Raw genomic sequence first — 22,499 nt, forward strand, 5'->3', positions numbered from 1 at the left:
TCAAAAAAGGGAGTGGTTAACCAGATTGAAGGCGCGCTGACCGTCGGCCAGCAGGCGCTGATGGAACGCCAGCATGCTGTCAGGCGTCAGCGCCTGCAAGTCGGTGATACCGGGCGGAGAAATCATCTGTTGTGCCCGCAGCCAGCGATCGCGACTGGCTTCCAGCGCCCCGGTTGGCACCTGCTGCTGTTCCTTCAGCAAAGGCTGGCATGTTTCCCACAGCGCCTCCGGGCTGAGCGCCGCCAGCTCGGTATTCATCTGCACTAAAAAATGGTCAATACATGCCGCCAGCTCCGCCGTCGTCAGATGCGGGGATTGCAGTGCAAACAGGATACCCGATCGCCCCGCCGCCTGATAAAAACGACAGCTCACCACATAGCCAATATTCTGTTCCACGCGCAGGCGCTGGAAAAACAGCGGCTGATAAATCATCGCCAGCAGCTGCCAGGCGGCCAGGCACGCCGTACTCTCCTCCACCAGCGGGCAGAAGCGCAGCAGGGCGGCCTCCGGGCTGCGTGTTGCCACCCGGTATTCAGGCTGTGGTGGTAAAGCCTCAGGCAGCGCACGTCTCGCCGGGTTAATGGCCGCCGGAAAGGCACTCAGCAGGCAGGCGAGCTGCCGGTGCAGCTCGTGATCGCCGCCTTCCAGTACCGCACGCCAGGGGAGGTTGAGCGGCGTCTGGGCGTCTGCGGGAGGGTGCAGCGGCTGCAACTTTTCCGGCAGCGCACCGAGTAATGCCCGCACGGCAATATCATCGTGCAGCGCCTGACGCTGGCGCAGAAACTCCCGCTCTCCGCGTGCTATCACCCCAGGCGGAATAGCCGCCAGCAGCGCATTTAGCGATGCCAGCGTGCTGACCATCAGCCCCGCCTCACCCTGTAACTGGACAAGCCAGCGCCCCTGCGGGCAAACGATCGCCAGTTCGCCCCCGCGATGGGCGCAACCCGCCGCCAGCGCCCGCAGACGGGCCTGCACGATCTGCCCCCAGGGCGCTGGCAGGTTGCATTCAGGACTGAGCAGCAGCACAGCGGGCGATTCATCGCGGCGATGATGGGCCAGCGTTGCCTGACGCACAGGCAACGTGGGGATGGCAGGCGGCAGGGGTTGTGGGAAGAACACGAACGCCTCGCCTGAGGTATCAGGCTGTACCGGTGGCCGAACGCCCGGCTGGCAGGCCAGCGTCCAGCCCTGCACCTCGAGCAGATCCAACGGGGTGCTGTCAGCAATCCACAGCCGTGATAAGGGCGCGGCAGAGAGCAGTGGGAACAGTATCGCGCCCTCGTCGTCCCCGGCCGGAGCAAAACCAAAGGCACGTTCGCGCAACTGATCCATCACCGGTAACTGCGCGAAGCGACGGCTGGCCAGCTGCGCGTAATGAGCGCGCTGCGCGGGCGTCAGTCGGGCCAGCTGTGCCAGCCAGCGATGGACGCACGCTTCAGCACGCTCGGCATTCCCGGCGTCCACCAGTACCAGTTCAAGGGTGATCACCGCCTGCTGTGCGCTGCGATACGGTAACAACAAGCGGGCAGCATCGCACAGTGCCTGCTCGCGCAGCGTGGCCATCAGGCTGCCCGCCGCTTCGTCCAGCAGCAGCTGGCGCAGTAACGCCAGCCCGCCGTCGATCCGTTGATTCAGCAAAAAGAAGAGACGCAGGCGCGGTGCACCGTTCAGTTGCAGGGCGATATCACACTCAGCAGCAGGCGTTAATGCAGGCAAGGCGGGGGGAAGCACCACGCCCGCCGGGAAGGCTTCGGCGGCCTGCTGGGCCAGTGACCACAGCACCGCGATCGGCTGCGGTCCCTGCACCCACAGCGTCACCGTATCCGCATGGTAATAACGCTGATGGAACTGCTGCAGCGCCGCACGCAGCGCAGTGTGATCGTCGCCAAAGCCCGCTGCATGACCCGTCTGAAAGCGGTGCCACAGATGGGAAACGAAGGCTGTGCTCAGCGCCGCATCACACAGCGTGTCCTGATGGTCGGCCAGCAGGCGGCATTCGGCATCAATAGTCGCGACCTCCTGGCGGATCGCGCTGGCAGACAACAGCGGTGCCACCAGCATATCCGTCAGCCGGGGCAGCGCATCGGCCAGTTGCTCGGGGGCGCACTCGAAAAAGTACGCCGTGCTGCTGCCGAGCGTGGTGGCGTTCAGCCGTCCGCCGCGTGCGGGCAGCCAGGCCATCAGCCGCTGGTCATCCTGAAAAGCCTGGCTGCCGGCAAACAGCAGGTGCTCCAGCAGATGGGCCAGCCCCGGCCACGCGTCCGGTTCATGATGGCTGCCCACCTCCACCTGCAGCAGCGCGGCGGCGCGAGTGGCCTGCGGATCGTGGATCAGCTCAACCCGTAAACCGTTGCTTAAGCGTCGCTGCAGATGCTGCATCCGTTACCCTTTAAAGATCAGCTGAGCGTTGACCCGCTGTGAGTTCGCGCGGTTGCGGAACTGGAGCTGGCTCACCTGAATATTCGTGCAGTTGGCCTGCTCACGCGCCTCAAGGATCATACCGTGATGCTCTGATTTACTGCACACCGGGTCAGCATTATCCGCATTGCCGGTCAGCATAAAGGCCTGACAGCGGCAGCCGCCAAAGTCCTTCTCTTTTTCTGAACAGGAACGACAGGGTTCCGGCATCCAGTCGAAGCCGCGATAGCGGTTAAAGCCGAAAGAGTGAAACCAGATATCTTCCAGGCTCTGTTCCAGCACCGACGGAAACTGCACGGGCAGCTGGCGGGCGCTGTGGCAGGGCAGCGCCATGCCTTCCGGCGTGACGCTGAGAAAGATCGCCCCCCATCCGCCCATGCAGCCCTTAGGCCGCTCTTCGTAATAATCGGGCGTGACAAACAGCAGGTTAGCCAGGTTATCGCTGGCGGCCATTTTCTCGCGATAGCGATGCACCACCGCTTCCGCCCGCTCAATCTGCTCACGCGTGGGCAGCAGCCCTTCGCGGTTGAGCTGGGCCCAGCCGTAAAACTGGCAGGTGGCCAGTTCGACATCGTCCGCTTCCAGCTCAATACAGAGTTCGATGATACGGTCGATCTGGTCGATATTATGGCGGTGCAGCACGAAATTAAGCACCATCGGGTAACCGTGTGCTTTCACCGCCCGCGCCATCTCCAGCTTCTGCTGAAACGCTTTCTTTGACCCGGCCAGGGCCGCATTCAGCACTTCATCGCTGGCCTGGAAGCTGATCTGGATATGATCCAACCCGGCTTCCGCAAAGGCGTCGATCTTCTTCTGCGTCAGGCCGATGCCGGAGGTGATCAGATTGGTGTAAAAACCCAGATCGCGGGCGGCCTTGATCAGCTCAGGCAGATCCTTACGCACCAGCGGTTCCCCACCGGAGAAACCGATCTGCACTGCGCCCATCGCCCGCGCCTGTTTAAACACCTCGATCCACTGCGCGGTGGTCAGCTCTTTTTCCTGCTGCGCAAAGTCCAGCGGGTTAGAGCAGTACGGGCACTGCAGCGGACAGCGGTAGGTCAGCTCGGCCAGCAGCCAGAGCGGCGGTTTAACGGCAGGGTTAAGCGGGTTCACGGAAGATAATCCACTTCTGTTCACGGGCTGCCGCGAAGAACTCTTTCACGTCGTCATCCACGCCACCCGCTTCCGGGAAGCGCGTGTTCAGCGCCAGGATAATCTCTGACAGCGTACGTTGCCCATCGACCAGCTCGAGGATCATCGTGGCGCTGTCATTCAGTTTTGCCATGCCTTCCGGGTAGAGGATCACATGGCAGTTCTGCACTTCTTCCCACTGCAGGCGATAGCCACGGCGGAACATCGGGGTCGTTTGTTCATTGATCACAGCAGTTTTCCTCTGTGCCAGACCGCCTGGTCCGTCACGGTATGGTACGGCGGGCGGTTGAGGACGTAAGCCAGGGTCATGGCGTCCAGCATGGTCCACAGGATATCGAGTTTGAACTGTAAAATTTCCAGCATCCGCTGCTGTTTTTCCACGGTATTACAATATTCCAGTGCCAGCTGTAAACCATGCTCTACGTCGCGGCGCGCCTGGCTCAGACGGCCACGGAAATAACCGTATCCCTCTTCTTCAATCCAGGTGTAGTGCTGTGGCCAGCTGTCGAGCCGCGACTGGTGGATCTGCGGTGCAAACAGCTCGGTCAGCGAGCTACAGGCCGCTTCCTGCCACACCGCGCGGCGGGCAAAGTTAACGTAAGCATCCACGGCGAAACGCACGCCGGGTAAGACCATCCGCTCAGAAAGCAGCACATCACGCTCCAGCCCTACGGCTTCCCCCAGCCGCAGCCAGGCTTCGATGCCGCCATCGCTGTCGCCCTGCCCGTCGTGGTCGAGAATGCGTTGCACCCACTTACGCCGCGTCAGCGGATCCGGGCAGTTCGCCATGATCGCCGCATCTTTCAGCGGGATGCGGGTCTGGTAATAAAAACGGTTCGCCACCCAGCCCTGGATCTGTTCACGTGTGGCCTCACCGTTATGCATGGCAATATGGAACGGATGGTGGATATGGTAAAAAGCACCGCGATCGCGCAGCGCCTGTTCAAACTGTTCCGGGGTCATCAGCGTCGGTTGGGTCATAGTTCAATACTCATGCCATCATAACTGACCTCAATGCCCCGCGCGGTCAGCGCCTGGCGCTCGGCAGAGGATTCATCAAGGATCGGGTTAGTGTTATTAATATGGATCAGGATCTTACGTTTTGCCGGCAGACGGCTCAGCACCGTCATCAGGCCCTGCTCTTCACCCAGCGCCAGGTGGCCCATATCGCGGCCCGTATTGCGTCCGACGCCGGTATTCGCCAGCTCGTTATCCTGCCACAGCGTGCCATCAATCAGCAGGCAGTCGGCCTGCGCCATTAACGCCAGCAGCGGCGCATCGGGCTCACCTAAGCCTGGCGCATACAGCAGCTTACTGCCGCTGGTGGTATTTTCGATCATCAGCGCTATGTTGTGGCCAGGGAGCGGTCGCCCGCGATACGGTGAATAGGGGGGCGCATTGCTGAGGATCGGGATCGCGGTAAAGGTTAACGCCGGGCAGACCGCCACAGAGAAAGGCTGCGCGGGCGCAATGGCGTGGTGGATCAGTCCGCCGTTCCAGTGCTTTAGCATGGTAAAGATCGGGAAGCCGCTGGTCAGATCCGCATGCACTTCCGGGGTACACCACACCGGATGCGGGCAACCTTCACGCAGGTTAAGTAAACCGGTGCAGTGGTCGATCTGGCTGTCGGTCAGAATGATCGATCCTATCGCCGTGCCGCGCAGCACGCCCTGCCTGTGCAGCTCCGGGTTGGCAGCAATCTGGTGGCAAATATCCGGCGAGGCATTACACAGCACCCAGTCGGTACCGTTATCACTGACGGCAATCGAGGACTGCGTCCGCGCGGTGGCGGGGATAGTGCCGTCACGTACGCCCTGGCAGTTGTGACAGTGACAGTTCCATTGTGGGAAACCACCGCCAGCCGCAGAGCCGAGAACTTTGATTTTCATGGGTCAACCAGCAGAAGAAATAAAAATGCCTGCTACAGCGCAGGCATCCACATGACTTACCTGAATAATTCGTGCTGTCGCAGTGACAGTACGAAGTAGGGAGATCAGGCATTAGCCTAAATAATTCGAGTTGCAGCAAGGCGGCAAGTGTGAGAATCCCCGGGAGCTTACTCAGGTAAGTGACCGGGGTGAGCACACGCAGCCAACGCAGTTGCAGCTTGAAGTATGACGGCGAATTAGCGGTTGGAGATGTACAGAGTCACTTCCAGGCCCAGACGCATATCGATAAAGGTCGGTTTAGTCCACATAGTCATTTCCTCAGGTGTTTAAAAAACGGCCGCACTGCATTCAGTGTCGGCAAATGATCGGCATGTTGTCAAATTACAGGAATTTGGCGGCACAGATGTTGCGCCTATGATAAATCGATATCAACCCTAAAATCTGCGCGGTTTATGCTGTTTTTGAACTATTTGGTTCAAAACTCAGATCTTATTCACCCCAGGTTTTTTTCAGTACCCGCAGCCAGTTGGTTCGACAGAGTTTAGCCAGCAGCGGTTCCCCGTAACCCGCTTCACGCAGCGCATCCAGCAGGCGCGGCAGCCCGGTCACATCCCCGATCTCGTTGGGCAGGTTGATGCCATCAAAGTCCGAGCCAAAAGCAACGCGGTCTTCCCCCAGCTTTTCCAGCAGATAGTCGAGGTGCTGCACCATCACACTGAGCGGCATATCGCCGTCACGTTTGCCGTCAGGGCGCAGAAACGCCGTACCGAAGTTCAGCCCCACCAGCCCGTCGCTTTCTGCAATAGCGGCCAGCTGGCTGTCGGTCAGATTGCGCGGTTGCGGGCATATGGCATGGACATTTGAGTGGCTGGCCACCAGCGGCGCTTCGCTCAGGCGCGCCGTGTCCCAAAAGGCTTTTTCATTCATGTGCGACAGGTCGATCATCAGGCGGCACTGATTGCAGGCGCGGATCAGACGCTTACCTGCGGCGGTCAGCCCGTCTCCGGTATCCGGTGAACCCGGGAAGCTGCCGCTGATCCCCGTACCAAAGCGGTTCGGCAGATTCCAGAAGGGCCCGATGCTGCGCAACCCGGCCTGCTGCCAGCTTTCCAGCTGGCTGAGATCCTCATCCAGCGCGTCTGCACCTTCCATATGCATCACCATCGCCAGCACGCCGTTTGCCATACACTGCTCGATGTCGCTGACGCCGCGGCAGATTTTCGCCTGGCCTGCCGACTGCGCCTCCAGCTGCTGCAGGATGGCGATCTGCTCTCCGGTGATGGTCAGCGCATCGAACGGCTCTGCCTGACGCGTGGGGAACTTCGCCACGTAATCCGCTGGCGGCACAAAAATCGCAAACAGACCGCCGGCAAAGCCGCCTTCGCGCATCCGCGTCAGGTCAAGATGGCCACTGAGGCGCTGATGCAGGAAAGCCTGCGCCGGATCCTGCGCATGGTGCAGCCAGAGATGCAGTAACACATCGTTATGACCGTCAAAGAGGGGAGCGTTCGGAGAAGAGTTTGTCATGGTTGCGCCAGCGTTCGCCTGAGAAGCAGAACAGGATAGCGCAGTTTGGCGGGATGGGGGACAGGCAAAAACCAGGGCGGGCACGAACCCGCCGCTGGGGTTAGCTGCCAAGACGGCTGGTACGGGTTTTCACCGCTGCCGGTGGCGGCGTGGTGGCCTCCACCGGCCGGGCCACAATTCCGGTAATACTCTCCATCGATTTAAAGGTACAACTGCAGTTCAGATTCTGGCACTGGTGATAGCGTTCCTTGGTCTCACTGCTGAGGATCCGGCTGGAACGGGCATGGCTGTTATGCTGGCAAATCGGGCAAGGCATCATGGCTGACCTCCACTGGTCATCAGTTAAACTCACACATTGTGAATTTAACTAATTATATTCACTTAAAGTGAATCATCAAGTGGTTTTTTCACTTCCCGTGACATTATTCGGTTTAACGTCAATGTCCCAGGTTTCACCACCCACCGATTTTTCCAGGTTCACCGTTGTACGAAATCCATTATTATCAATCACATGATTCACTTTGATTATTGTCCACTGTTGGGCATCAATCATCGTTTTGAACCCGCTCAACCGTATCGGTGTTTCCGGTATCAACACTGGCATTCCCTGAGCAATCACAAAACTCATGCTCGCGGTCATCGCCTGGCGTTTCTTCCAGTCAGCCTTCGCGGCGTCCATCGCCTCTTCCTGGGTTTTAAATACCCCAGGTATCTGAGCATAACGTTCATAAAGCGGCTGCGGGATGTCCTGTCTGGCCGTGCCGGGAAAACGCTCGGGTTGGTTTTCAGGGATGACTCGGAACACTCTCACCGTGCCACTGCTGGCTTTATCGAGCTGCATCCATTTGGCCTTAACGCCACTAAAATGCATCTGTGATACCACCTGATAATCATGCTTATCACCGTCTTTACGTGTGAGCAGGAGTTGTGGGATCGCCAGCCCACTGACGGTTTTGTTCGCCCCCCGTACCAGCATCAACACTTTGTCCTTCTTGATCGTGACCGTTGCACCATATTTTGTTGCCATGGTGGTCAGAAACTGTGCGTCGGTAAGACCACTCTGATCTTCATGATCAATCTCAATTGAGGCCAGTTCACCAGCAACTTCTGCCCCAAGTTCATTGCGTTTCGCAATCTGCAATACCATGGCCCCCAGCGTGGTCTTATCGTATGAATGGTTTCCCTTTTCCATTAACGAATCACTCAGATTGGCGCTGCGCCCGACCAGCTTCAACTGATCGGGAGCACCGCTGTGATGCAACTCATCAATAACAAAATCCCCTTTGCAGAACAGTGGCCTGCCCTGCCAGCCGATATACACCCGCAGGATAGCGCCACGCTGCGGCATCATGAGCCTGCCATCACTGTCATCCAGTAACAGCGTCAGCGCGTCAGCTTCTAAACCGCGAGCATCATCAATGGTCAAACTCAGCAGGCGTGGCCGCAGGTTCTCAGTGATATCCAGATTATTGAGTTGAATCAGATAGTCAGGTGCCAACGGCGCACCGATATCCACCGGTAAACTGTTATTCATACGATGCTCCCTGCCAGGGTTGAGACCTGGGAACTCACATTGCCGTAAATTCGCTCCGCCTGCTGCTTGAGATCACCAAACATGGCACTTCTCGATTCATCGACTCGTTTCAGTTTTAGCGTAAAATTGATCTTCCGAGCCGTGCCGTTTTCCAGTAAGTCAGCATGCACACCGTTGATATTTTCAATGACAAACATGCCATAAAGAAATCCTTCACCATTGAGTAAAGGCCATGCCTGCCCCGCTTCTGCTATATCCATCAGCGCCGCCAACGCAGGAGCTCCCCCGGTGATTTCCGGGCGCAACTCACCCTGCAACGTGATGTTTTCTTCGCCGACACCCAGAAACTGTTGTGCCGGGCGAGTACCAATACGGCTGCCCGCTGCCCAACGATACGCACTTTCCTGCGTCATCGTCTGAAATGGCAAAGTGCGACGTTTAAAAATAAACATACCGAGTATCATCATCATGGTTTATTGCCCCCAGAAGCTGCTGCGTTGGTTGATAGCAGCACGCGCCTGCGTTTGCTGCTGATGGTTGTCGATCATCGTGCGAACCTCCGCTTCCCCCATACCTGTAGGAACGTTGATCACATAGCTGCTGTTAAAGGTGTTCTGCTGGCTGTTGCTGGTGCTGGTGCTGGACGCTGTAACGGGTTGATAGCGGGCACCGCCAAAGGCGACAGGTGCGGGAGTATCCGGCGCAGCAAAGTCTGCGCCCCCCAGGGCGACCGAGGGACGCTGTGCTGACGGATCGTCACTCAGCGAGGTTTCTGCATCGGCCGCTTTTTTATCGGCTAACCCAAGCTTTTCCAGCAGCCAGCTGACTTTTCCACCGAGCGTACGTAAAATCGTCAGGGGCAAACTCAATCCATTTACCAAAGCCTCACCGACAAAACGCCCAAGATTCCCCAGCTGCTCCAGCTTCTGCGCCGTCATTTCAATCGGTGAGAAAAACGCCTTTATACTGTCAAAAGCACTGTCAATCTGCTTACCTGCCTCATCAAAAATGACCGTTAACGGTTTAAATGCGTCGAATAGTGGCGTCAGCACAGCGCTGATCCCTTCAACCACCCCGCCAAAGAACGCGCTGAGCGGCTCCCAGTACTGGTAAATCAACGCAGCAGCGCCGACGATAGCGGCAATGGCTATACCGACAGGCAACGTGATCGCCCCCAGCGCCGCAGCGATCGCCCCACCAGCAAAAGTAAACACGCTACTCAGGATCCCAGCGCCCGCCATCAACAGATTCAGGCCACTGAGTACTGGCACCACCACAGAACCGATCCCGCCGAGTGCGGCAATCAGCAGCCCGCCCCCCGCCACCAGTTGGGTGATCCCGCCCGCCAGCGTGGAGTTGTCCTGGATCCATTGATCAACGCCGGTTAATAGCCCAGTGGCGGTCTGCGTCAGGGAACGCAGCGTACCGTCCAGTTGGGTAAACACTGTCAGGCTGATGCTGTCGATCGCGGCATTAAGCTGGCCGATATCCCCTGCGAGGTTATCGGCGGCGGGCATGGCGATTGCGGACGGCGGGCGGACATCAGACGATGTTGCCGCCTCCTTTGGCGGCGCGCCCGACCGTGCCGTCATCACCTGATAGCCCGGCTGCAGCAGCTTCGCCCCCTGGCGCGCCACGCCCATCGCCTGGCTGCTGACCGCACCGATTTTATCCACCACGCCCTGCCCGGTCTGAAAGCGCTGCTGCACCTTGCCTTGCCCGAGCTGAAAGCGCTGCTGTGCTTTATTAAGGTTATTTCTGACACGCTGCGGGCGCTCATGCGCCTCGGTCACGCGGATCACCTGCAGGCGTTCCCTGCTGGCGTCGAGTGCGGATTTACTGTTGCGCGTTGCTGCCCGGGTACGTTCGGCGCTGGCCCTCAGCGCCACGCGCTGCTGAAACATCGCAAGGCCGAGGGACTGGGTTTCCCCCGGCAGATCGTTTAAAAACAGGTTCGCCCGGATCACCGCTTTGCGCAGCCCATCCAGACCGAGGTTAATACTCATCACAACTCTCCACTCTGTGTACCGCTACGCACAATGGCCTTATGCCGCCAGTCGAGCAGTTCTGCCAGCGACATGGCGTTCATTTCCGACGGCGACCAGTGAAAGATGGCGGCGATATCCGCCATCAGATCCTCTACCGTCAGGCCGTTGGGCCAGCGGACGTGTCCGGTTTCGCGGACAAAAAACCGATCACCCGTCCGCCCAGCTCAATCAGATCGACCGGGTCGAGATTGAGGCATTCCGATTTGGTCAGGTTCGGCAGCGTGATACGCGGCAGAACAGTGATCAACGCGTCAACGTCCGATCCGGCCAGATCGACCAGACGCGTACCGCGCAGCGTGCCGGCGTTGGGTTTAATCAGTTCCACGCTGTTAATCACGGTGTCGCCACGCACGATCGGCGTGACCAGCTGGAGGGTATTTTCTGCTTGTGACATAAGCGTTCCTTTACGGGTAAAGCGGGTCGGATATGCCCGACTCCTGCGGGGTATGCAATTAGGGGCGGGTCTGCCCGCCCCCTGCGGTTACGTCATTACGGGACGGGTTACACCAGGCCGATGTTTTTACGGTGCCCGGCCAGGCGGTCGACACCATTCACTATCTCGACCATGTTCACAGTGTCGATTTCGATCAGCGGTTTACCGTTCCAGGTCAGCTTGTAATAGGTGCATTTGGTGGTGATTTTGGTTTCACTCTCCTCACCCTGCTTACTTTCACCAAAATCGAACTGCTGATGCTTGCCGCGCAGTTCCACCTCCACTGCGATGGTCTCGTCGGTGTCGTCACGCTGGTAAGATCCCATAAAGCGCAACGGCACCGTTGCCCCGCCCCACTGGGTAAGGATGCGATCGTCGAGTCCGGCAAGGGTCCATTCAAGATCCAGCGCATCGTCTTCCAGACCGTTATCAATGTGCGCCACGCCGTTCATGCCGCCGCCGCGATAGGGATCCAGCTTGCGCGCCAGTTTCGGCAGCGTCAGCGAGGTCACCACGCCCTGGTAGCTGTTAGCATCGTTGAATAAATTCAGGTATTTCAGTTTCTTGGGCATTGCCATGGGGTTTTCTCCTTAGCGGTTCACAGAAGCGGCGAAGTTCGCCAGGTAGCTGTCGGTAATACGCTGACGCAGCGTCAGATCTTCCAGCGGCGGCACCGGGGTGTAGTCGTAGTCGATATACAGCTTGCCGGCTTTCAGGCTCTCCTGATTATTGGCGCTTTCGTCGTACCAGCAGTTGGCGCCCAGCAGGTAACCGGCGTTGATCAGCTCGCGGAATTTCGCGTTGATGCCGGCGATGATTTCGCGCACCAGCGTGGGCGTCAGCGGTTTGTCGTTGGCCCACATATGCGCATCGGCCATGGTGTCGGCAATCACCTGCGCCGAGCGGGTGTAGTTCTCGAAGGCGAACAGCGGGTCATCGCTACAGGTGCGGTTGCCCCAGAAGCGGAAGCCGTCTTTGCGGACCAGGGTGGTCACGCCGGCTTCGTTCAGCAGGTCGGCATCGGTACCGGTCTGCTGCAGATCCCAGAATACCGAGGCGTTAACGCCAGTGACGCCGTTAACGCCAACGTTGGACAGGGTCTTATGCCAGCCGGTGTCGTTGTCAATTTTGGCGCGCAGTCCAAGCGCCCGCGCCGTCGCCCAGGCGGTGTCGGCCTCGCTGGTAAGGGTGTTCCAGGCCACAAAATCTGGCCAGATCACCATCAGCTCACGCTGGCTGAAGTTATCGCGATACTTGATGGCCTCAGTCAGGGTCTTGCAGCCGTAAGCCGAGATATAACCGAACGCACGCAGCTGCTGGCACACCGAGGCCAGGGCGGTAGCGACCTCCAGCGAGTCCAGCCCTGGCACGCCAAGAATGCGCGGCTTAACGCCGAGGTCAGTCTGCGCACTCAGCAGCGCTTTCATCCCGGTATAACGCCCGTTCTCGTCCGTGCCGCCGATAATGTTGCTGGTCGTCTCAGCGGCGTCTTTACCTTCCGCTACGCGCACCACAACGGTCACCGGCTTACTCTGGTCGGCAATCGCACGCAGTGACTGTGCCAGGGTACCCTGGGTACCGGCTTTACCCAGCGCGGCCAGGACATCAGTGATCAATACCGCCGTATTCAGCGGGAAGGTGGTGGCATCGGCATCTTCTGCAGTACAGATCATGCCGACGATGGAAGTGGAAACCGCTGAGATGCTGCGGGTTCCGTCATTCACTTCTACGACGCGTACGCCGTGGTGGTAATTTGCCATCTTTATTGCACTCCTTTGTTGGGGTGAGGTCATGATGACAAGAAATTAACGGGCGGGCATGCGATGGCCGTTGTGGGGCGCAGGGGACAACGCAACACTTAAAAAGTTAATATAAACAGGTAGTTAAAAAGATAAAAAACCTGTTCAACGAAGACAGAATGTTTTAAAAAACAAAAAAAAAGCGCCCCTGCCTGTCAGCAGAGGAGCTCTTCATTAAACGTGCGATAAGGCGGAAAACAGCGTACTACGCGCTGCGATACCAACCCATTAACTTGATAAAACTGTTGGTAATGGCCAATGCCGCGCCCGACCCCGTACTGGCGGTGGTACCGGAAACGGTGTGGGTGTGGGCTCCGATACCAACGGTATGAGTGTGAGCGCCAATAGCGACTGTGTGAATATGAGCACCGGCAGCAGTTGTTGTTTGAGTAATATAACTCGCATCCGTTGTACTAATGAATGAAAGCTGGGTTTTATTGCCTTCCTTATTCCGACCGCTAATCGTATGAGTATGTTCCCCTGTACTGTTGGTGCTTTTACTACCATAGTCAAACGTACTGGTCGGCTTAGTTCCATAATCAAACGAACTGGTTGTCCCCGAGAAGGTGTGGTTATGCGCGGGCAAATTCGCCACCGACAGGCTGACCGCATCCGCGCCACCGGTAGTAAAGGCATCGCTCCCGTCCGCTTTTGCCAGGCGAATGGTTCTGTTTTCACCAATATATTTCCACGTCGTGCCGGGGAATAACGTATTCGGGTTTTTATTCTGGGCAAACCAGGTGACGATCCCGACCGGATAGATCTCGTTCAGAACGTTGCGGTTAGCCAGATCGTATGCGGCTTTCACCGCTTTTGGTGTCGCAGCCTGCGTTTCACTGCTGCTGTTGGTGGCGCTGCTCAGCATTACCACCCCCTTTGCCGCGAGCGTGGCATCAGGCTGAGTGCGGTTAGCCAGGTCGTAAGCCGCTTTTACCGCTTTTGGTGTCGCAGCCTGCGTTTCACTGCCGCTGTTGATAGCGCTGCTCAGCATCACCATTCCCTTCGCCGCCAGCGTGGCATCAGGATGATTACGGCTCTGTTCATGGCTGGCAATGCGCAGATTGACATACTCTTCGGTAGCAAAGATCAGACTGTCATCCAGCGTCAGGGCAATTGCTTCACTGCTGCTGACCGCCAGCACCATACGCAGAGTCTGCGTTCGTCCTGATCCCTCCTCCAGCGCCGGCTTATAGGTCTCGGCCATATTACTTACCGCCAGCAGCGTGCCGTCTCCCGCCAGAAGGCCCAGCTCACGCATCCAGAACCCACCAGCGCTGGCCGGGATAATGGTTTCAATCACCAGCCAGTTTTTATGGCTGCTCTCCACCTTGACCGAATTGACAGCCTGACGGTACACCTCATGCACCAGTCCGGTCTGCCCCGGCAACGGCGTGGTCGGCTGACCGCTGCCGTCACCGACCACCATGGTTTTGATATCGACCTGAGTACCACCCTGCATCGCTGCGGCGATGCGCGCCTGTCCTGCCGTAGTCACGACAGATTTAAATTTTAACGCCATGTAAAACCTCTCACGCGGGGAAAATCGTAACCGTTTCAGCGTCATACTGAACGGCACCTGTCCAGACAATGCCCTGAATATCCTGGGTGATCGTCAGGGCGGTTAAATGACGGCTGACGGCTTTTGCATCCGCAATCAGCCGCTCCATCTCGTTAAACATCGCTTCATCAATACCCGACTCCAGCACGCCAATTTCCAGGCGAAACGTGCCCGGCGGCTCCTGGTTCTGCCACCATTCGGTGATGTTGATGACATAACCCAGCGGCTCGACCACGCGCCGGATCGCGGCGATGGTGCCCTTACGGCGGTGAACGAACTGTGCGGACGCCACCACGGCACGCTTTGTCTCCTCCGGCCAGGTCTGATCCCAGCGGTCAACGGACCAGGCCCAGGCCAGATAGGGCAACAGCGCGACCGGACAGGTCTGCGGGTTCCACAGGGTGCGCAGCGGCACCGGTAACTGCTGAAGATGGGCGCAGGCTTCGGCGGCAGCCACCTCCAGTGGCGACGATCCGGCGGGCAGCAGACGATCACTCATCGGAGCCTCCCACACGGATCCGGTGGCCGGTACACCAGCCTGCCTGGGTTTTATCCAGCACCACGTCGCGTGCGGGCTGAGTCAGCTCCACTCGTTGCACCCCTTCAACGTGCAGCGCAGCAAACAGCGCCGACTGGCGGATATCGCGCCCCAGACGGCTCTGGGCGGTGACAAAGGCAGCCAGCCGCGCTTCTGCCGCCGCGCGGATGGGTTCCGCTTCCGGGCCGGGATAGAGGTACAGCGTGGCATCCACGCTGTACTCCACGATAGCCGCCGACCGCACGCTGACGCGGTCAGCGACCGGGCGGACATTTTCATCATTCAGCGCGATATTGACCGCCGCCAGCACCTCCGCACTGGCCTCGCCACGACCTTCGCGTGACAGCACAGTGATCAGCACTTCTGCCGGGGCCGGACTGGTCGCACTGACATCAGCCACCCGCCCGTCAGCGCTGCGGGCGTGGTACTCATAGGCCCCACCCGGACCGGCCACGCTCAGTCCCTCAAAAGCCTGAGCGATACGCAGACGGAAATCGTCGTCGCTCTCAAGTAACGCGGGTACGGTTGGCCGGGTACTGTTATCAGCGGGCCTCAGGACCAGACGGGTCACGCCATTGTTGATACCGAGCTGGTCGAGATCGCTTCCCGTCGCGAAGGCCACCATCGTGCCTTTCGCGGCCTCATTAATCCGCTGCCGCAGGATCAGTTCGCGATAGGCATTCTCCTCCAGCAGCTTAACAATGGGCTCAGACTCCAGTTCAAGAGTGCGGGTGATGACCGCCTGCTGATCGGCCGGATAGAGCGCAATCAGACGGGTTTTACGCGCCTGAAGCAGCGTTTCAAAATCCAGCGCTTCGACGATGTTCGGCGCAGGTAACTGACTTAAATCAATGGTGGCCATAGTAGTTAACTCACTGGAATGGATAAGGAAAAAGTGGACTGATTGCTGGTACCGCTCAACGCGACCTCCATGCGGCCGTCAAGACCCGGCTGGTAGCTGATGCTGTCGAGGGTGATGCGCGGCTCCCAGCGCAGCAGCGCCATGTAGCAGGCTGACATAATCTGCAGACGCAGCGTCTCGTTCTGCGGCTGGTCGATCAGCGCCGACAGCAGCGATCCGTAGTCGCGGCGCATCACCCGTGATCCCTGCGGGGTCAGCAGAATATCGCGCACCGACTGGCGAATATGATCGCTGTCTGCCAGTGATAGCCCGCTGTCGCGCTGCATACCTGACCAGGTTGCTGTATTCATCACTGTGGCCCCGCTGTTTTGCTGCCACCGCTCTCGACACCCGCGTGAACGTGGCTGTGGACGACGATACCGTTCGAAGAGAAGCTGCCGCCGCTGTGGCTGATCGTGCCCTGTAGCGTGCCCCCCTCGCTGAGCACAAAAGTTTTCGCCTTCAGCTGCTGAGTGCACTCCACCAGCGGGCTGTCGAGGGTGATTTTTACCGCCGCCCGGATGCTGGCCGACTGGATACCGCTGGCTGTCAGCGCACCGCTCTGCGGTTCGTAGGCGATTTGCGCCCCGTCCGGGAACTGCCAGCACACCGCATCCTGCGATGCCGAAGGCGGCGGGAAGGCATCGGAGAAGATCCCCGGCAGCACAAAGGCGGTGGTCAGTTCACCGCTCAGCGCCAGCAGCAGCACCTGCTCACCCGGCGAGGGGGCATGCCAGCTGCGAACCTGGCCCGCGCTGCTGCTCAGCCACGGCAGCCAGCCGGTGAGGTTGCCGTCGCTCTTTACCCGGCATCGCGCCCGGGGAAGATCGACCTCGCTGACCGTACCGATGCGCAACAGGTTGTTGAGCTGGCGGCGGGTTTCCACGACAAATTCATTCATTGCGTACTCCTTCTGGCTTTCAGACTGCAGGCCATTCACTGACCAGCTGATGGTTGATATAGAGCTGCCACGGGCGGGACACGGCTTCCGGCACCGCTGGCTCCGGCAAATGGGTCACACTCAGGGCCCCGTCGCTTTCGCTGACCAGCACGCGCTCGGTCAGCGGGATCACCAGGCTGAAGTCGCCGTTAACGCTGCTGCTGAACACCATGCCGTTTTCACGTCTGGCCGCCGTGGTCATCAGGTCGGGTTGATTTTCCCGCAGCCACAGCAGCAGGGAGACCACCAGGGCATCCCGGTCGTCGCCGGCGTCGCTGACGGTAATGCGCAGCGGGTACTGGTATTCAAAACTCAGTGAGGCTGCGGGCGTACAGACCACCCTGCCCTGCTCCAGCGAAAGGGTCAGCCGTTCAGGGTGATTCTGCAGGTCGGGTACGCGGGCCAGTAAGGCCTCGCGCAGTCGTTTGGGTTTTAACATCATGTTGCTCCTGACACTGTTTAAGGGTTTCGACTTGCAGGCCGCACGTCAGCAGCGCCTGCTCCAGCTGGCGGATCGCCGTCAGCAGATCCCCCTGCGTCTCTGGCTGAACCGCCGGTACCGGACAACTGCTGATGACGGGACAACCACGCCAGATAATCACTGGCGGTGGCGAAAGCGGGGTGCTGCTGCAGCCGGATAATCCCGTCAGGCAGAGCAGCATGGCTCCAGTTTTGTAGTGCCTCATTGCTGTGCAGGACCCTCTGATCGTTGACATATTGTTTCAGGGTGATATCGCCGGCCCTGAGCAGGGACTGGCGCAGCGTGCGCTCGGCCTCGGCCTGGCGGGAGATATCCGCTTTCAATTGCCTGATGACGGCGTTTCGCTGATCCAGCCCCGCGTGGAGCACGGCGTTACGCTGCTGCAGTTCGATGCGCTCACGGTACAGAATGGCCAGCCAGCGCCCGCCGCCGCCCAGCGCGATCAGCAGCACCAGCGCCAGGGTTATCCATAATCGGGTCATCCCACCCCCTTCATGCACAGGGCGCGTTCAGCGTTTCTTCGCGCCTCAATTCCCTTATTACGTACGCCCGCGACATACACCCAGCGCATCAGCTGGTCGCACGCTGCCCGCCACTGCTGCTGATTGATCAGCCGGGCATAGGTGGAGCGACAGACCGCGCCCACGCCGACGTTAAAGGCAAAGGAGACGGTGGCGTCCCAGACCCCCTGCGGCATCGTCACCTGCAGGCAGCGGGCGATACCGCGCTCTACCCGCTGTACGTCGTCAATCAGATTGACCGCTACCTGACGTTCACTGACCGTCGTCACGGGCGTCACCCCCCGGGTATGGCCGATACCGTTCGTCCAGACGCCCGCACTGCACTGATACGGTGATGTCCGGCAGCCCTCAGCCCTGGCCAGCAGCTGCAGGCCCTCGCCGGAGATCTGCAACGTGGAGAACGACGGCAGCGTGACGGCCAGCGCCAGTACGGCCAGCACCGCACATTTTTTAGCGGGTGAATTCATCTTCGCTCCCGTTTCTCTGTCGCTGTTGCCACAACCGCCAGGTCTTACGGCGGTAATGCCAGTTGATAAAGAAGTTCGCGATGTTGATGCACAGCGTCACCACAGCCACCAGCGCACCCACCATAAAGGCGATGTCCTGTACGGTGTGCCGGCTGGCCCACATCATCATCACACTGGTGAAATAGCCGATCAGTGAGCTGCTTTTCTCCATCGGTCAGCTCCACAGATTGAGCGTTTCGTGGGTGGCAGAAAGGGAGAGCGACGGAAGCTCAATCGGATAACCGTGAGGCAACCGGGCTCCCTGTTCAGCCAGTCCGCGATTCGCGGCATAAACGGCTTCCACCACCTGCCGCGTGCGGCCATAGTGGCGAAAACAGATCTCATCGACGCAGTCATCCTGCAGGGCATAAATTTTCATTTTTCACTCCCCCGTAGCGGGTATTACGCTGACAGAAACGGCCGGGAAAGAGGTTGGGGTGATGACTTCCGCTTCCCAGTGCCGGGTAATCTCAACCAGTGTGCGTTCTCAACTTATGGCGCTCAATTGGGGGGTGTTGTAAGGCGAGTGTGACAACGTGAAGCGCCCTGGCCGGGGCGGATACGGCCTGTATTCATTGGCAGGCGGCGGTACGGCGGGGGCAACAGGCAAAAAAAAAGCCTCCGTCAGGAGGCTTCAGCAGAACAGGATGCAGGGGGGAATATCATGTCCAGCCAGACAGCGATCGGCGTCTCCGGGCGACAGAGGACACCCGGAGCCTGTGCTGATAAACGTTAACGTTCAGGTTTGTGGGGGGAAAAGACGACCGAGAACTGGGCGTTTTTCAGCTCTATACCGCTGGCAATATCGGCGATCAAAAGCAGCGCTATTTCACGGTCACGCTCCCTGCAAACCCCTTCAGAGGTTAATCTTGCTATCAGTTCCACGCGTTCCAGAATCACGCTTTCGGCTAATTCTTTGTCCACAACTCCCCCTTCATTTCACTGTACGTATATACAGTATCATAGCACTTACCAATAAGAAAAGTTTTTTACGCGTACCAGCAACAATCTTTATCACACTGATAATTATCAAAATAATCCGTCACATCCCCTTTAGGGATGTCTGCCACCTCTGCGGCTCTCTTGCCTTTATTTCGGGTCATCAGCGTGAGGTTGTCATGTTTAAAAAAGGGCTTCAACGCCGCTTAATTAATTAGCGTGGCTCATCTGGATGCCGCGCACAGCGGGGCGCTGTGCATTATTCACTAAAGATGAATTGCGGGTCTGGCATGACGAAAACGGCGGGTTTTCGGGTTGTAAAAATGACCATAATCGGGCAAAATCTACGCTAATCCTTATGCTCTCCACCCTGACGTGCCCATAAAGCTACAATAATATTTGCGCACTCCCCAAAAAATGAAATCACCAGGAGTATGAGAGTGAGCCTGAAAATCGACTTTCAGAACGGCGCAAAAGAGGTGCTGGATCGTGTCCTCCAGGCCTACGGATTTACCACGAAGCTGGCGCTGGCTGAACATCTGGGTATTGCCAGTAGTAGCCTGGCTAATCGTTATTCACGCGGCCATTTTCCCTCAGACATCGTGATCCGCTGCATGGCGGATACCCATGCCACGCTGCAGTGGCTGGCGACCGGCCAGGGAGAGTCGCCGTCTGCCACCCCGGGGAACGATGGCCCACGGCCTTCCACCGCCGGGCATGGCCAGTCGCTGCCCCGCCAGCGGCTGGACGGCGGGAAACTGACCGACCTGGCTGACATGACGCTGGAAGCCGCCTTCTTTGAAGGCTGGTCCGTCGCCCCCGATCGGCCGCTGATGGTGATTGACGGCCAACAGCAGTTCATCGCCGAGCAGACGTTCAGTGAGATCCAGGACGGTGACTGGCTGGTGTCGCTGGAGGGCCAGATCAGCGTTCGCAGCCTCACCCGTATTCCGCCAGGACGTGTGCGGGTGGCCAACGGCCAGCAGCAGTTCGAGTGCGGGCTGAACGAAATCATCCCGCTGGCCCGCATCGTGATTGCCTGCCGCCCGGTGTAAAGGCTGCAGAGAAATAAGGCCACACCCTGTGGCCTTATTAGGGCGTTTACCCCTGCGCCAGCGTGCCCTGCCACGGCCACTGATTCAGCTGAATTCCCCGTTTTTTCGCGCCTTCGCCAAAATCATGCAGCAACGCTTTGACATCCGGGTCGATATATTCCGCGCTATCGTGATCGACAATCACCACACTGTTCTCCGGGATCTCCGCAAGCAGCCCCTTCAGACGTGGATTGTGCATAAAGGTCAGATTCTGCTGGAAGCGCAGAACATAATGATCGTCGTAGCGCGTCAGCAGCATGGCGTTGCGGTGGCTTTTATAGATGCTGAACAGGATCTGCGTCGCCAGGCCGATACCAATCCCCGCCAGCATCCCAAACATCAGAATACCGCCAATCGTGGCAAGGAACGGCACCGACTGCGGTGCGTCCTGACGGATCTGCGAGACAAACAGCCCCGGTGTGGCCAGCTTGTAACCGGTATACAGCAGAACCGCCGCAAGGCTCGCCAGCGGGATAGCATTCAGCACTCCGCTAAACCACAGACCACACACCAGCAGCAGCGCGCCGTGCAGCAGGATCGACAGTTTGCTCTGCGCCCCCGCGCTGACGTTAACCGAACTGCGCACAATCACCGCAGTGATCGGCAGTCCGCCGAGAAAGCCGGACAAGGCATTACCGATCCCCTGTGCGCGCATCTCTTTATCGGGTGACGGGGCCGGATACTGCGGGCGCAGCTTTTTCAGCGCTTCCTGACTGAGCAGGGTTTCCAGGCTGGCCACAATCGCCAGCGTGGCGGCCACCAGATAGACCGCCGGATTCTGCCATGCCTGCCAGTCCGGCCGTTCCAGCTCGCCGGTCAGGGCGGTAAAGCTGTCAAAGGTGGGCAGAGAGATACGCGGCAGACCGGATGCGAGGTCGGGGAAAAAGCGCCCCCCCAGCACCGTGGCCAGGCAGCCCAGCAACACCGCCACCAGCGGGCCCGGCATCCAGCCCAGCCAGCGGTTATTTTTGACGGTTTTAGTGGTCCACAGCCAGAGCACCAGCAGCCCTGCAGACGCCACGGCGATCGCAGGCAGAGAGATATTGAGCGACCCGCCGTTCAGCAGTGAGGCCAGATCGCTTTCGCCCGCCGCACCAAGGGCAACCGGAATTTGCTGGATGATCAGCAGTATACCAATGGCGGCCAGCATCCCCTTGATCACGCTGCCCGGAACCAGGGTAATAAAACGCCCGGCACGCAGCGCCCCCATCAGGAACTGCAACACCCCGGCAATCATCAGCGCCAGCAGCAGGGCTGAAAACGATCCCAGCGTCTCGACAGCCCCGGTGACAATCGTCACCAGCCCGGCAGCCGGACCGCTGACCGCAAACTTTGACGGGCTGAAGGTGGTCACCACCAGCCCCCCTATCACGCCGGTCAGCAGGCCGACAAAGGGCGGCAACCCGCTGGCCTGGGCGATCCCCAGGCACAGGGGGAGCGCCACCAGAAACACCACCAGTCCGGCGGGAATATCCTGACGTAACGTCTTCATATTCATACGCTACCCTCCTCTGTCTGCTGGACAAGCTCTTTCAGATGCCCGCTGTGCAGATCGTACACGCAGCCAAACACCTCCAACGCCACACCTTCACGCCAGGCCTTCAGCACCGGGTCGGTTTTCACCAGCTGGCTGAACTGCGCCAGCACATTCGCTTCCACCAGGCGATTGAGGTGCGCCCCCGGTTCCTCATCGCCCGCCTGCGTTGCCAGGGCGGGTGACAGGGCATTTCGCAGTTGGGTGATACGCCGTGCCAGCGGCGAGTTTTCATCCCCCAGGGGGATGTCCGGCAGGGTCAGCGCCGCCTGCACGCCCCCACAGCCGTAATGCCCACAAAGTACAATGCTGGAAACCTTCAAATATTCAAGGGCATACTGCAATACGCTCATAAAGTTATCGTCATGACTCACGACCATATTGGCGATATTACGATGTACAAAGAGCTCCCCGGGGTGCGCACCGGTCAGCACCTCCGCCGGCACGCGGCTGTCGGAACACCCGATCCATAAAGCATGGGGCTGCTGCCCGTCCACATTTTGCCGGAAATAGTGCGGATTACGTTGGCGTCGCTGTAAGGCCCAACTGCGGTTTTTCGCTAACAGGGGTTTTAGGGTCGTCAAAATAGAATCTCTCTTCCGGGAAGCTGGGAAATAAGTTCTAACATCTTAGTGAATAGAAAGTGATTAAGATTAATCTTAACTGACAATAAATAACGGAAATGTA

30 protein-coding genes and 1 pseudogene are annotated in these 22,499 nt (G+C 58.8%); 2 read left to right on the plus strand and 29 right to left on the minus strand.

What is annotated here, in order from left to right:
* The 23 genes and pseudogenes from pqqF to lysC all read right to left on the minus strand — a co-directional run bounded on the left by pqqF (window position 1) and on the right by lysC (window position 17,423).
* Window positions 1-2,379, minus strand: coding sequence for a pyrroloquinoline quinone biosynthesis protein PqqF (gene pqqF, locus IFU29_RS12760; protein WP_191934257.1), 2,379 nt, complete (start codon window positions 2,377-2,379; stop codon window positions 1-3).
* Between the two features lie 3 nt (window positions 2,380-2,382).
* The gene (gene pqqE / locus IFU29_RS12765) at window positions 2,383-3,531 is read right to left on the minus strand and encodes a pyrroloquinoline quinone biosynthesis protein PqqE (protein ID WP_062745442.1); all 1,149 of its coding nucleotides are present in this window, start codon (window positions 3,529-3,531) and stop codon (window positions 2,383-2,385) included.
* Window positions 3,518-3,775 carry a pyrroloquinoline quinone biosynthesis peptide chaperone PqqD gene (pqqD, locus tag IFU29_RS12770; RefSeq protein WP_194710742.1) on the minus strand — a complete coding sequence of 86 codons (258 nt, stop codon included), beginning with the start codon at window positions 3,773-3,775 and terminating at the stop codon, window positions 3,518-3,520. The genes pqqE and pqqD overlap by 14 nt, the downstream gene beginning before the upstream one ends.
* 20 nt (window positions 3,776-3,795) lie before the next feature.
* Window positions 3,796-4,551, minus strand: coding sequence for a pyrroloquinoline-quinone synthase PqqC (gene pqqC / locus IFU29_RS12775; protein WP_191934258.1), 756 nt, complete (start codon window positions 4,549-4,551; stop codon window positions 3,796-3,798).
* Window positions 4,548-5,459, minus strand: a complete 912-nt coding sequence (pqqB, locus tag IFU29_RS12780) for a pyrroloquinoline quinone biosynthesis protein PqqB (protein ID WP_062745446.1) — start codon at window positions 5,457-5,459, stop codon at window positions 4,548-4,550. Before pqqB ends, pqqC begins: the two co-directional genes overlap by 4 nt.
* A gap of 236 nt (window positions 5,460-5,695) precedes the next feature.
* A complete protein-coding gene (pqqA, locus tag IFU29_RS12785; RefSeq protein WP_072166356.1) occupies window positions 5,696-5,767 on the minus strand; it encodes a pyrroloquinoline quinone precursor peptide PqqA in 72 nt (23 codons plus the stop codon).
* A gap of 181 nt (window positions 5,768-5,948) precedes the next feature.
* Window positions 5,949-6,986, minus strand: a complete 1,038-nt coding sequence (locus IFU29_RS12790) for a dipeptidase (protein ID WP_191934259.1) — start codon at window positions 6,984-6,986, stop codon at window positions 5,949-5,951.
* 100 nt (window positions 6,987-7,086) lie between these two features.
* Window positions 7,087-7,305, minus strand: coding sequence for an ogr/Delta-like zinc finger family protein (locus tag IFU29_RS12795; RefSeq protein ID WP_062745453.1), 219 nt, complete (start codon window positions 7,303-7,305; stop codon window positions 7,087-7,089).
* 75 nt (window positions 7,306-7,380) lie between these two features.
* Window positions 7,381-8,520: a contractile injection system protein, VgrG/Pvc8 family gene (locus IFU29_RS12800; RefSeq protein WP_191934260.1), complete on the minus strand. Its 1,140-nt coding sequence runs from the start codon at window positions 8,518-8,520 to the stop codon at window positions 7,381-7,383.
* Window positions 8,517-8,990, minus strand: a complete 474-nt coding sequence (locus IFU29_RS12805; RefSeq protein WP_062745460.1) for a phage tail protein — start codon at window positions 8,988-8,990, stop codon at window positions 8,517-8,519. Before IFU29_RS12805 ends, IFU29_RS12800 begins: the two co-directional genes overlap by 4 nt.
* A gap of 3 nt (window positions 8,991-8,993) precedes the next feature.
* Window positions 8,994-10,526, minus strand: a complete 1,533-nt coding sequence (locus IFU29_RS12810) for a phage tail tape measure protein (RefSeq protein WP_191934261.1) — start codon at window positions 10,524-10,526, stop codon at window positions 8,994-8,996.
* Complete coding sequence (locus IFU29_RS12815; protein WP_191934262.1) at window positions 10,526-10,651, minus strand: GpE family phage tail protein; 126 nt, start codon at window positions 10,649-10,651, stop codon at window positions 10,526-10,528. The genes IFU29_RS12810 and IFU29_RS12815 overlap by 1 nt, the downstream gene beginning before the upstream one ends.
* 14 nt (window positions 10,652-10,665) lie before the next feature.
* Complete coding sequence (locus IFU29_RS12820) at window positions 10,666-10,962, minus strand: phage tail assembly protein (protein ID WP_062745467.1); 297 nt, start codon at window positions 10,960-10,962, stop codon at window positions 10,666-10,668.
* A 107-nt stretch (window positions 10,963-11,069) separates the two neighbouring features.
* On the minus strand, window positions 11,070-11,579 hold the full coding sequence (locus IFU29_RS12825) for a phage major tail tube protein (RefSeq protein ID WP_062745469.1): 510 nt from the start codon (window positions 11,577-11,579) through the stop codon (window positions 11,070-11,072).
* Window positions 11,580-11,591: 12 nt separating this feature from the next.
* A complete protein-coding gene (locus IFU29_RS12830; protein WP_191934263.1) occupies window positions 11,592-12,761 on the minus strand; it encodes a phage tail sheath protein in 1,170 nt (389 codons plus the stop codon).
* Window positions 12,762-13,005: 244 nt separating this feature from the next.
* Complete coding sequence (locus IFU29_RS22715; protein WP_342214474.1) at window positions 13,006-13,608, minus strand: phage baseplate protein; 603 nt, start codon at window positions 13,606-13,608, stop codon at window positions 13,006-13,008.
* A pseudogene (locus IFU29_RS22505) lies at window positions 13,582-14,319 on the minus strand (phage tail protein); the annotation flags it as partial. The gene IFU29_RS22715 and the pseudogene IFU29_RS22505, both read right to left, overlap by 27 nt.
* Before the next feature lie 10 nt (window positions 14,320-14,329).
* Window positions 14,330-14,857, minus strand: coding sequence for a phage tail protein I (locus IFU29_RS12840; protein WP_062745473.1), 528 nt, complete (start codon window positions 14,855-14,857; stop codon window positions 14,330-14,332).
* Window positions 14,850-15,758 (minus strand): baseplate assembly protein, encoded by a 909-nt coding sequence (locus IFU29_RS12845; RefSeq protein ID WP_191934265.1) that lies wholly within the window; start codon window positions 15,756-15,758, stop codon window positions 14,850-14,852. Before IFU29_RS12845 ends, IFU29_RS12840 begins: the two co-directional genes overlap by 8 nt.
* Before the next feature lie 5 nt (window positions 15,759-15,763).
* Window positions 15,764-16,108: a GPW/gp25 family protein gene (locus IFU29_RS12850; RefSeq protein ID WP_191934266.1), complete on the minus strand. Its 345-nt coding sequence runs from the start codon at window positions 16,106-16,108 to the stop codon at window positions 15,764-15,766.
* Complete coding sequence (locus tag IFU29_RS12855) at window positions 16,108-16,698, minus strand: phage baseplate assembly protein V (RefSeq protein WP_062745480.1); 591 nt, start codon at window positions 16,696-16,698, stop codon at window positions 16,108-16,110. The genes IFU29_RS12850 and IFU29_RS12855 overlap by 1 nt, the downstream gene beginning before the upstream one ends.
* A gap of 19 nt (window positions 16,699-16,717) precedes the next feature.
* On the minus strand, window positions 16,718-17,176 hold the full coding sequence (locus IFU29_RS12860; RefSeq protein WP_167550585.1) for a phage tail protein: 459 nt from the start codon (window positions 17,174-17,176) through the stop codon (window positions 16,718-16,720).
* Complete coding sequence (lysC, locus tag IFU29_RS22420; protein ID WP_072277452.1) at window positions 17,109-17,423, minus strand: Rz1-like lysis system protein LysC; 315 nt, start codon at window positions 17,421-17,423, stop codon at window positions 17,109-17,111. Before lysC ends, IFU29_RS12860 begins: the two co-directional genes overlap by 68 nt.
* Window positions 17,424-17,427: 4 nt before the next feature.
* On the opposite strand from lysC, the gene IFU29_RS22425 reads away from it, so the two are divergent.
* A complete protein-coding gene (locus IFU29_RS22425) occupies window positions 17,428-17,691 on the plus strand; it encodes a hypothetical protein (protein ID WP_213017726.1) in 264 nt (87 codons plus the stop codon).
* A 5-nt stretch (window positions 17,692-17,696) separates the two neighbouring features.
* Here IFU29_RS22425 and IFU29_RS12870 read toward each other — a convergent pair whose 3' ends face one another.
* The 4 genes from IFU29_RS12870 to IFU29_RS12885 all read right to left on the minus strand — a co-directional run bounded on the left by IFU29_RS12870 (window position 17,697) and on the right by IFU29_RS12885 (window position 19,169).
* Window positions 17,697-18,206 (minus strand): lysozyme, encoded by a 510-nt coding sequence (locus tag IFU29_RS12870; protein WP_191934268.1) that lies wholly within the window; start codon window positions 18,204-18,206, stop codon window positions 17,697-17,699.
* Window positions 18,190-18,417: a hypothetical protein gene (locus IFU29_RS12875; protein ID WP_062745487.1), complete on the minus strand. Its 228-nt coding sequence runs from the start codon at window positions 18,415-18,417 to the stop codon at window positions 18,190-18,192. The genes IFU29_RS12870 and IFU29_RS12875 overlap by 17 nt, the downstream gene beginning before the upstream one ends.
* A gap of 3 nt (window positions 18,418-18,420) precedes the next feature.
* Entirely contained in the window at window positions 18,421-18,624 is a 204-nt protein-coding gene (locus IFU29_RS12880) for a tail protein X (protein ID WP_062745489.1), read from the minus strand.
* Window positions 18,625-18,977: 353 nt separating this feature from the next.
* Window positions 18,978-19,169 carry a hypothetical protein gene (locus tag IFU29_RS12885; RefSeq protein WP_191934269.1) on the minus strand — a complete coding sequence of 64 codons (192 nt, stop codon included), beginning with the start codon at window positions 19,167-19,169 and terminating at the stop codon, window positions 18,978-18,980.
* Between the two features lie 455 nt (window positions 19,170-19,624).
* Here IFU29_RS12885 and IFU29_RS12890 point away from each other — a divergent pair, with 455 nt between their 5' ends.
* On the plus strand, window positions 19,625-20,239 hold the full coding sequence (locus IFU29_RS12890; RefSeq protein WP_191934270.1) for a helix-turn-helix domain-containing protein: 615 nt from the start codon (window positions 19,625-19,627) through the stop codon (window positions 20,237-20,239).
* Between the two features lie 46 nt (window positions 20,240-20,285).
* Here the strand turns inward: IFU29_RS12890 and IFU29_RS12895 are convergent, their stop codons facing one another.
* Window positions 20,286-21,776, minus strand: a complete 1,491-nt coding sequence (locus tag IFU29_RS12895) for a SulP family inorganic anion transporter (RefSeq protein WP_191934271.1) — start codon at window positions 21,774-21,776, stop codon at window positions 20,286-20,288.
* A complete protein-coding gene (locus IFU29_RS12900; protein WP_191934272.1) occupies window positions 21,773-22,396 on the minus strand; it encodes a carbonic anhydrase in 624 nt (207 codons plus the stop codon). Before IFU29_RS12900 ends, IFU29_RS12895 begins: the two co-directional genes overlap by 4 nt.
* Window positions 22,397-22,499: the final 103 nt, after the last annotated feature.

The organism is Erwinia persicina (assembly GCF_014838825.1).
In the GTDB taxonomy this organism is placed as follows: Bacteria; Pseudomonadota; Gammaproteobacteria; order Enterobacterales; family Enterobacteriaceae; genus Erwinia; species Erwinia persicina_A.

Excerpts from the sequence above, each read along its gene's own strand:
- IFU29_RS12805 (WP_062745460.1), bottom strand. The coding sequence starts at position 8,990 with ATGATGATGATACTCGGTATGTTTATTTTTAAACGTCGCACTTTGCCA.
- IFU29_RS12820 (WP_062745467.1), bottom strand. The coding sequence starts at position 10,962 with ATGTCACAAGCAGAAAATACCCTCCAGCTGGTCACGCCGATCGTGCGT.
- pqqB (WP_062745446.1), bottom strand. The coding sequence starts at position 5,459 with ATGAAAATCAAAGTTCTCGGCTCTGCGGCTGGCGGTGGTTTCCCACAA.
- IFU29_RS12855 (WP_062745480.1), bottom strand. The coding sequence starts at position 16,698 with ATGAATGAATTTGTCGTGGAAACCCGCCGCCAGCTCAACAACCTGTTG.
- IFU29_RS12815 (WP_191934262.1), bottom strand. The coding sequence starts at position 10,651 with ATGGCGGATATCGCCGCCATCTTTCACTGGTCGCCGTCGGAAATGAAC.
- IFU29_RS12860 (WP_167550585.1), bottom strand. The coding sequence starts at position 17,176 with ATGTTAAAACCCAAACGACTGCGCGAGGCCTTACTGGCCCGCGTACCC.
- IFU29_RS12880 (WP_062745489.1), bottom strand. The coding sequence starts at position 18,624 with ATGAAAATTTATGCCCTGCAGGATGACTGCGTCGATGAGATCTGTTTT.
- IFU29_RS12810 (WP_191934261.1), bottom strand. The coding sequence starts at position 10,526 with ATGAGTATTAACCTCGGTCTGGATGGGCTGCGCAAAGCGGTGATCCGG.
- IFU29_RS12795 (WP_062745453.1), bottom strand. The coding sequence starts at position 7,305 with ATGATGCCTTGCCCGATTTGCCAGCATAACAGCCATGCCCGTTCCAGC.
- IFU29_RS12850 (WP_191934266.1), bottom strand. The coding sequence starts at position 16,108 with ATGAATACAGCAACCTGGTCAGGTATGCAGCGCGACAGCGGGCTATCA.
- pqqC (WP_191934258.1), bottom strand. The coding sequence starts at position 4,551 with ATGACCCAACCGACGCTGATGACCCCGGAACAGTTTGAACAGGCGCTG.
- IFU29_RS12870 (WP_191934268.1), bottom strand. The coding sequence starts at position 18,206 with ATGAATTCACCCGCTAAAAAATGTGCGGTGCTGGCCGTACTGGCGCTG.
- lysC (WP_072277452.1), bottom strand. The coding sequence starts at position 17,423 with ATGAGGCACTACAAAACTGGAGCCATGCTGCTCTGCCTGACGGGATTA.
- IFU29_RS12825 (WP_062745469.1), bottom strand. The coding sequence starts at position 11,579 with ATGGCAATGCCCAAGAAACTGAAATACCTGAATTTATTCAACGATGCT.
- IFU29_RS12790 (WP_191934259.1), bottom strand. The coding sequence starts at position 6,986 with ATGACAAACTCTTCTCCGAACGCTCCCCTCTTTGACGGTCATAACGAT.
- IFU29_RS12830 (WP_191934263.1), bottom strand. The coding sequence starts at position 12,761 with ATGGCAAATTACCACCACGGCGTACGCGTCGTAGAAGTGAATGACGGA.
- IFU29_RS12895 (WP_191934271.1), bottom strand. The coding sequence starts at position 21,776 with ATGAATATGAAGACGTTACGTCAGGATATTCCCGCCGGACTGGTGGTG.
- IFU29_RS12875 (WP_062745487.1), bottom strand. The coding sequence starts at position 18,417 with ATGGAGAAAAGCAGCTCACTGATCGGCTATTTCACCAGTGTGATGATG.
- pqqD (WP_194710742.1), bottom strand. The coding sequence starts at position 3,775 with ATGTTCCGCCGTGGCTATCGCCTGCAGTGGGAAGAAGTGCAGAACTGC.
- IFU29_RS12840 (WP_062745473.1), bottom strand. The coding sequence starts at position 14,857 with ATGAGTGATCGTCTGCTGCCCGCCGGATCGTCGCCACTGGAGGTGGCT.
- IFU29_RS12845 (WP_191934265.1), bottom strand. The coding sequence starts at position 15,758 with ATGGCCACCATTGATTTAAGTCAGTTACCTGCGCCGAACATCGTCGAA.
- pqqF (WP_191934257.1), bottom strand. The coding sequence starts at position 2,379 with ATGCAGCATCTGCAGCGACGCTTAAGCAACGGTTTACGGGTTGAGCTG.
- IFU29_RS12800 (WP_191934260.1), bottom strand. The coding sequence starts at position 8,520 with ATGAATAACAGTTTACCGGTGGATATCGGTGCGCCGTTGGCACCTGAC.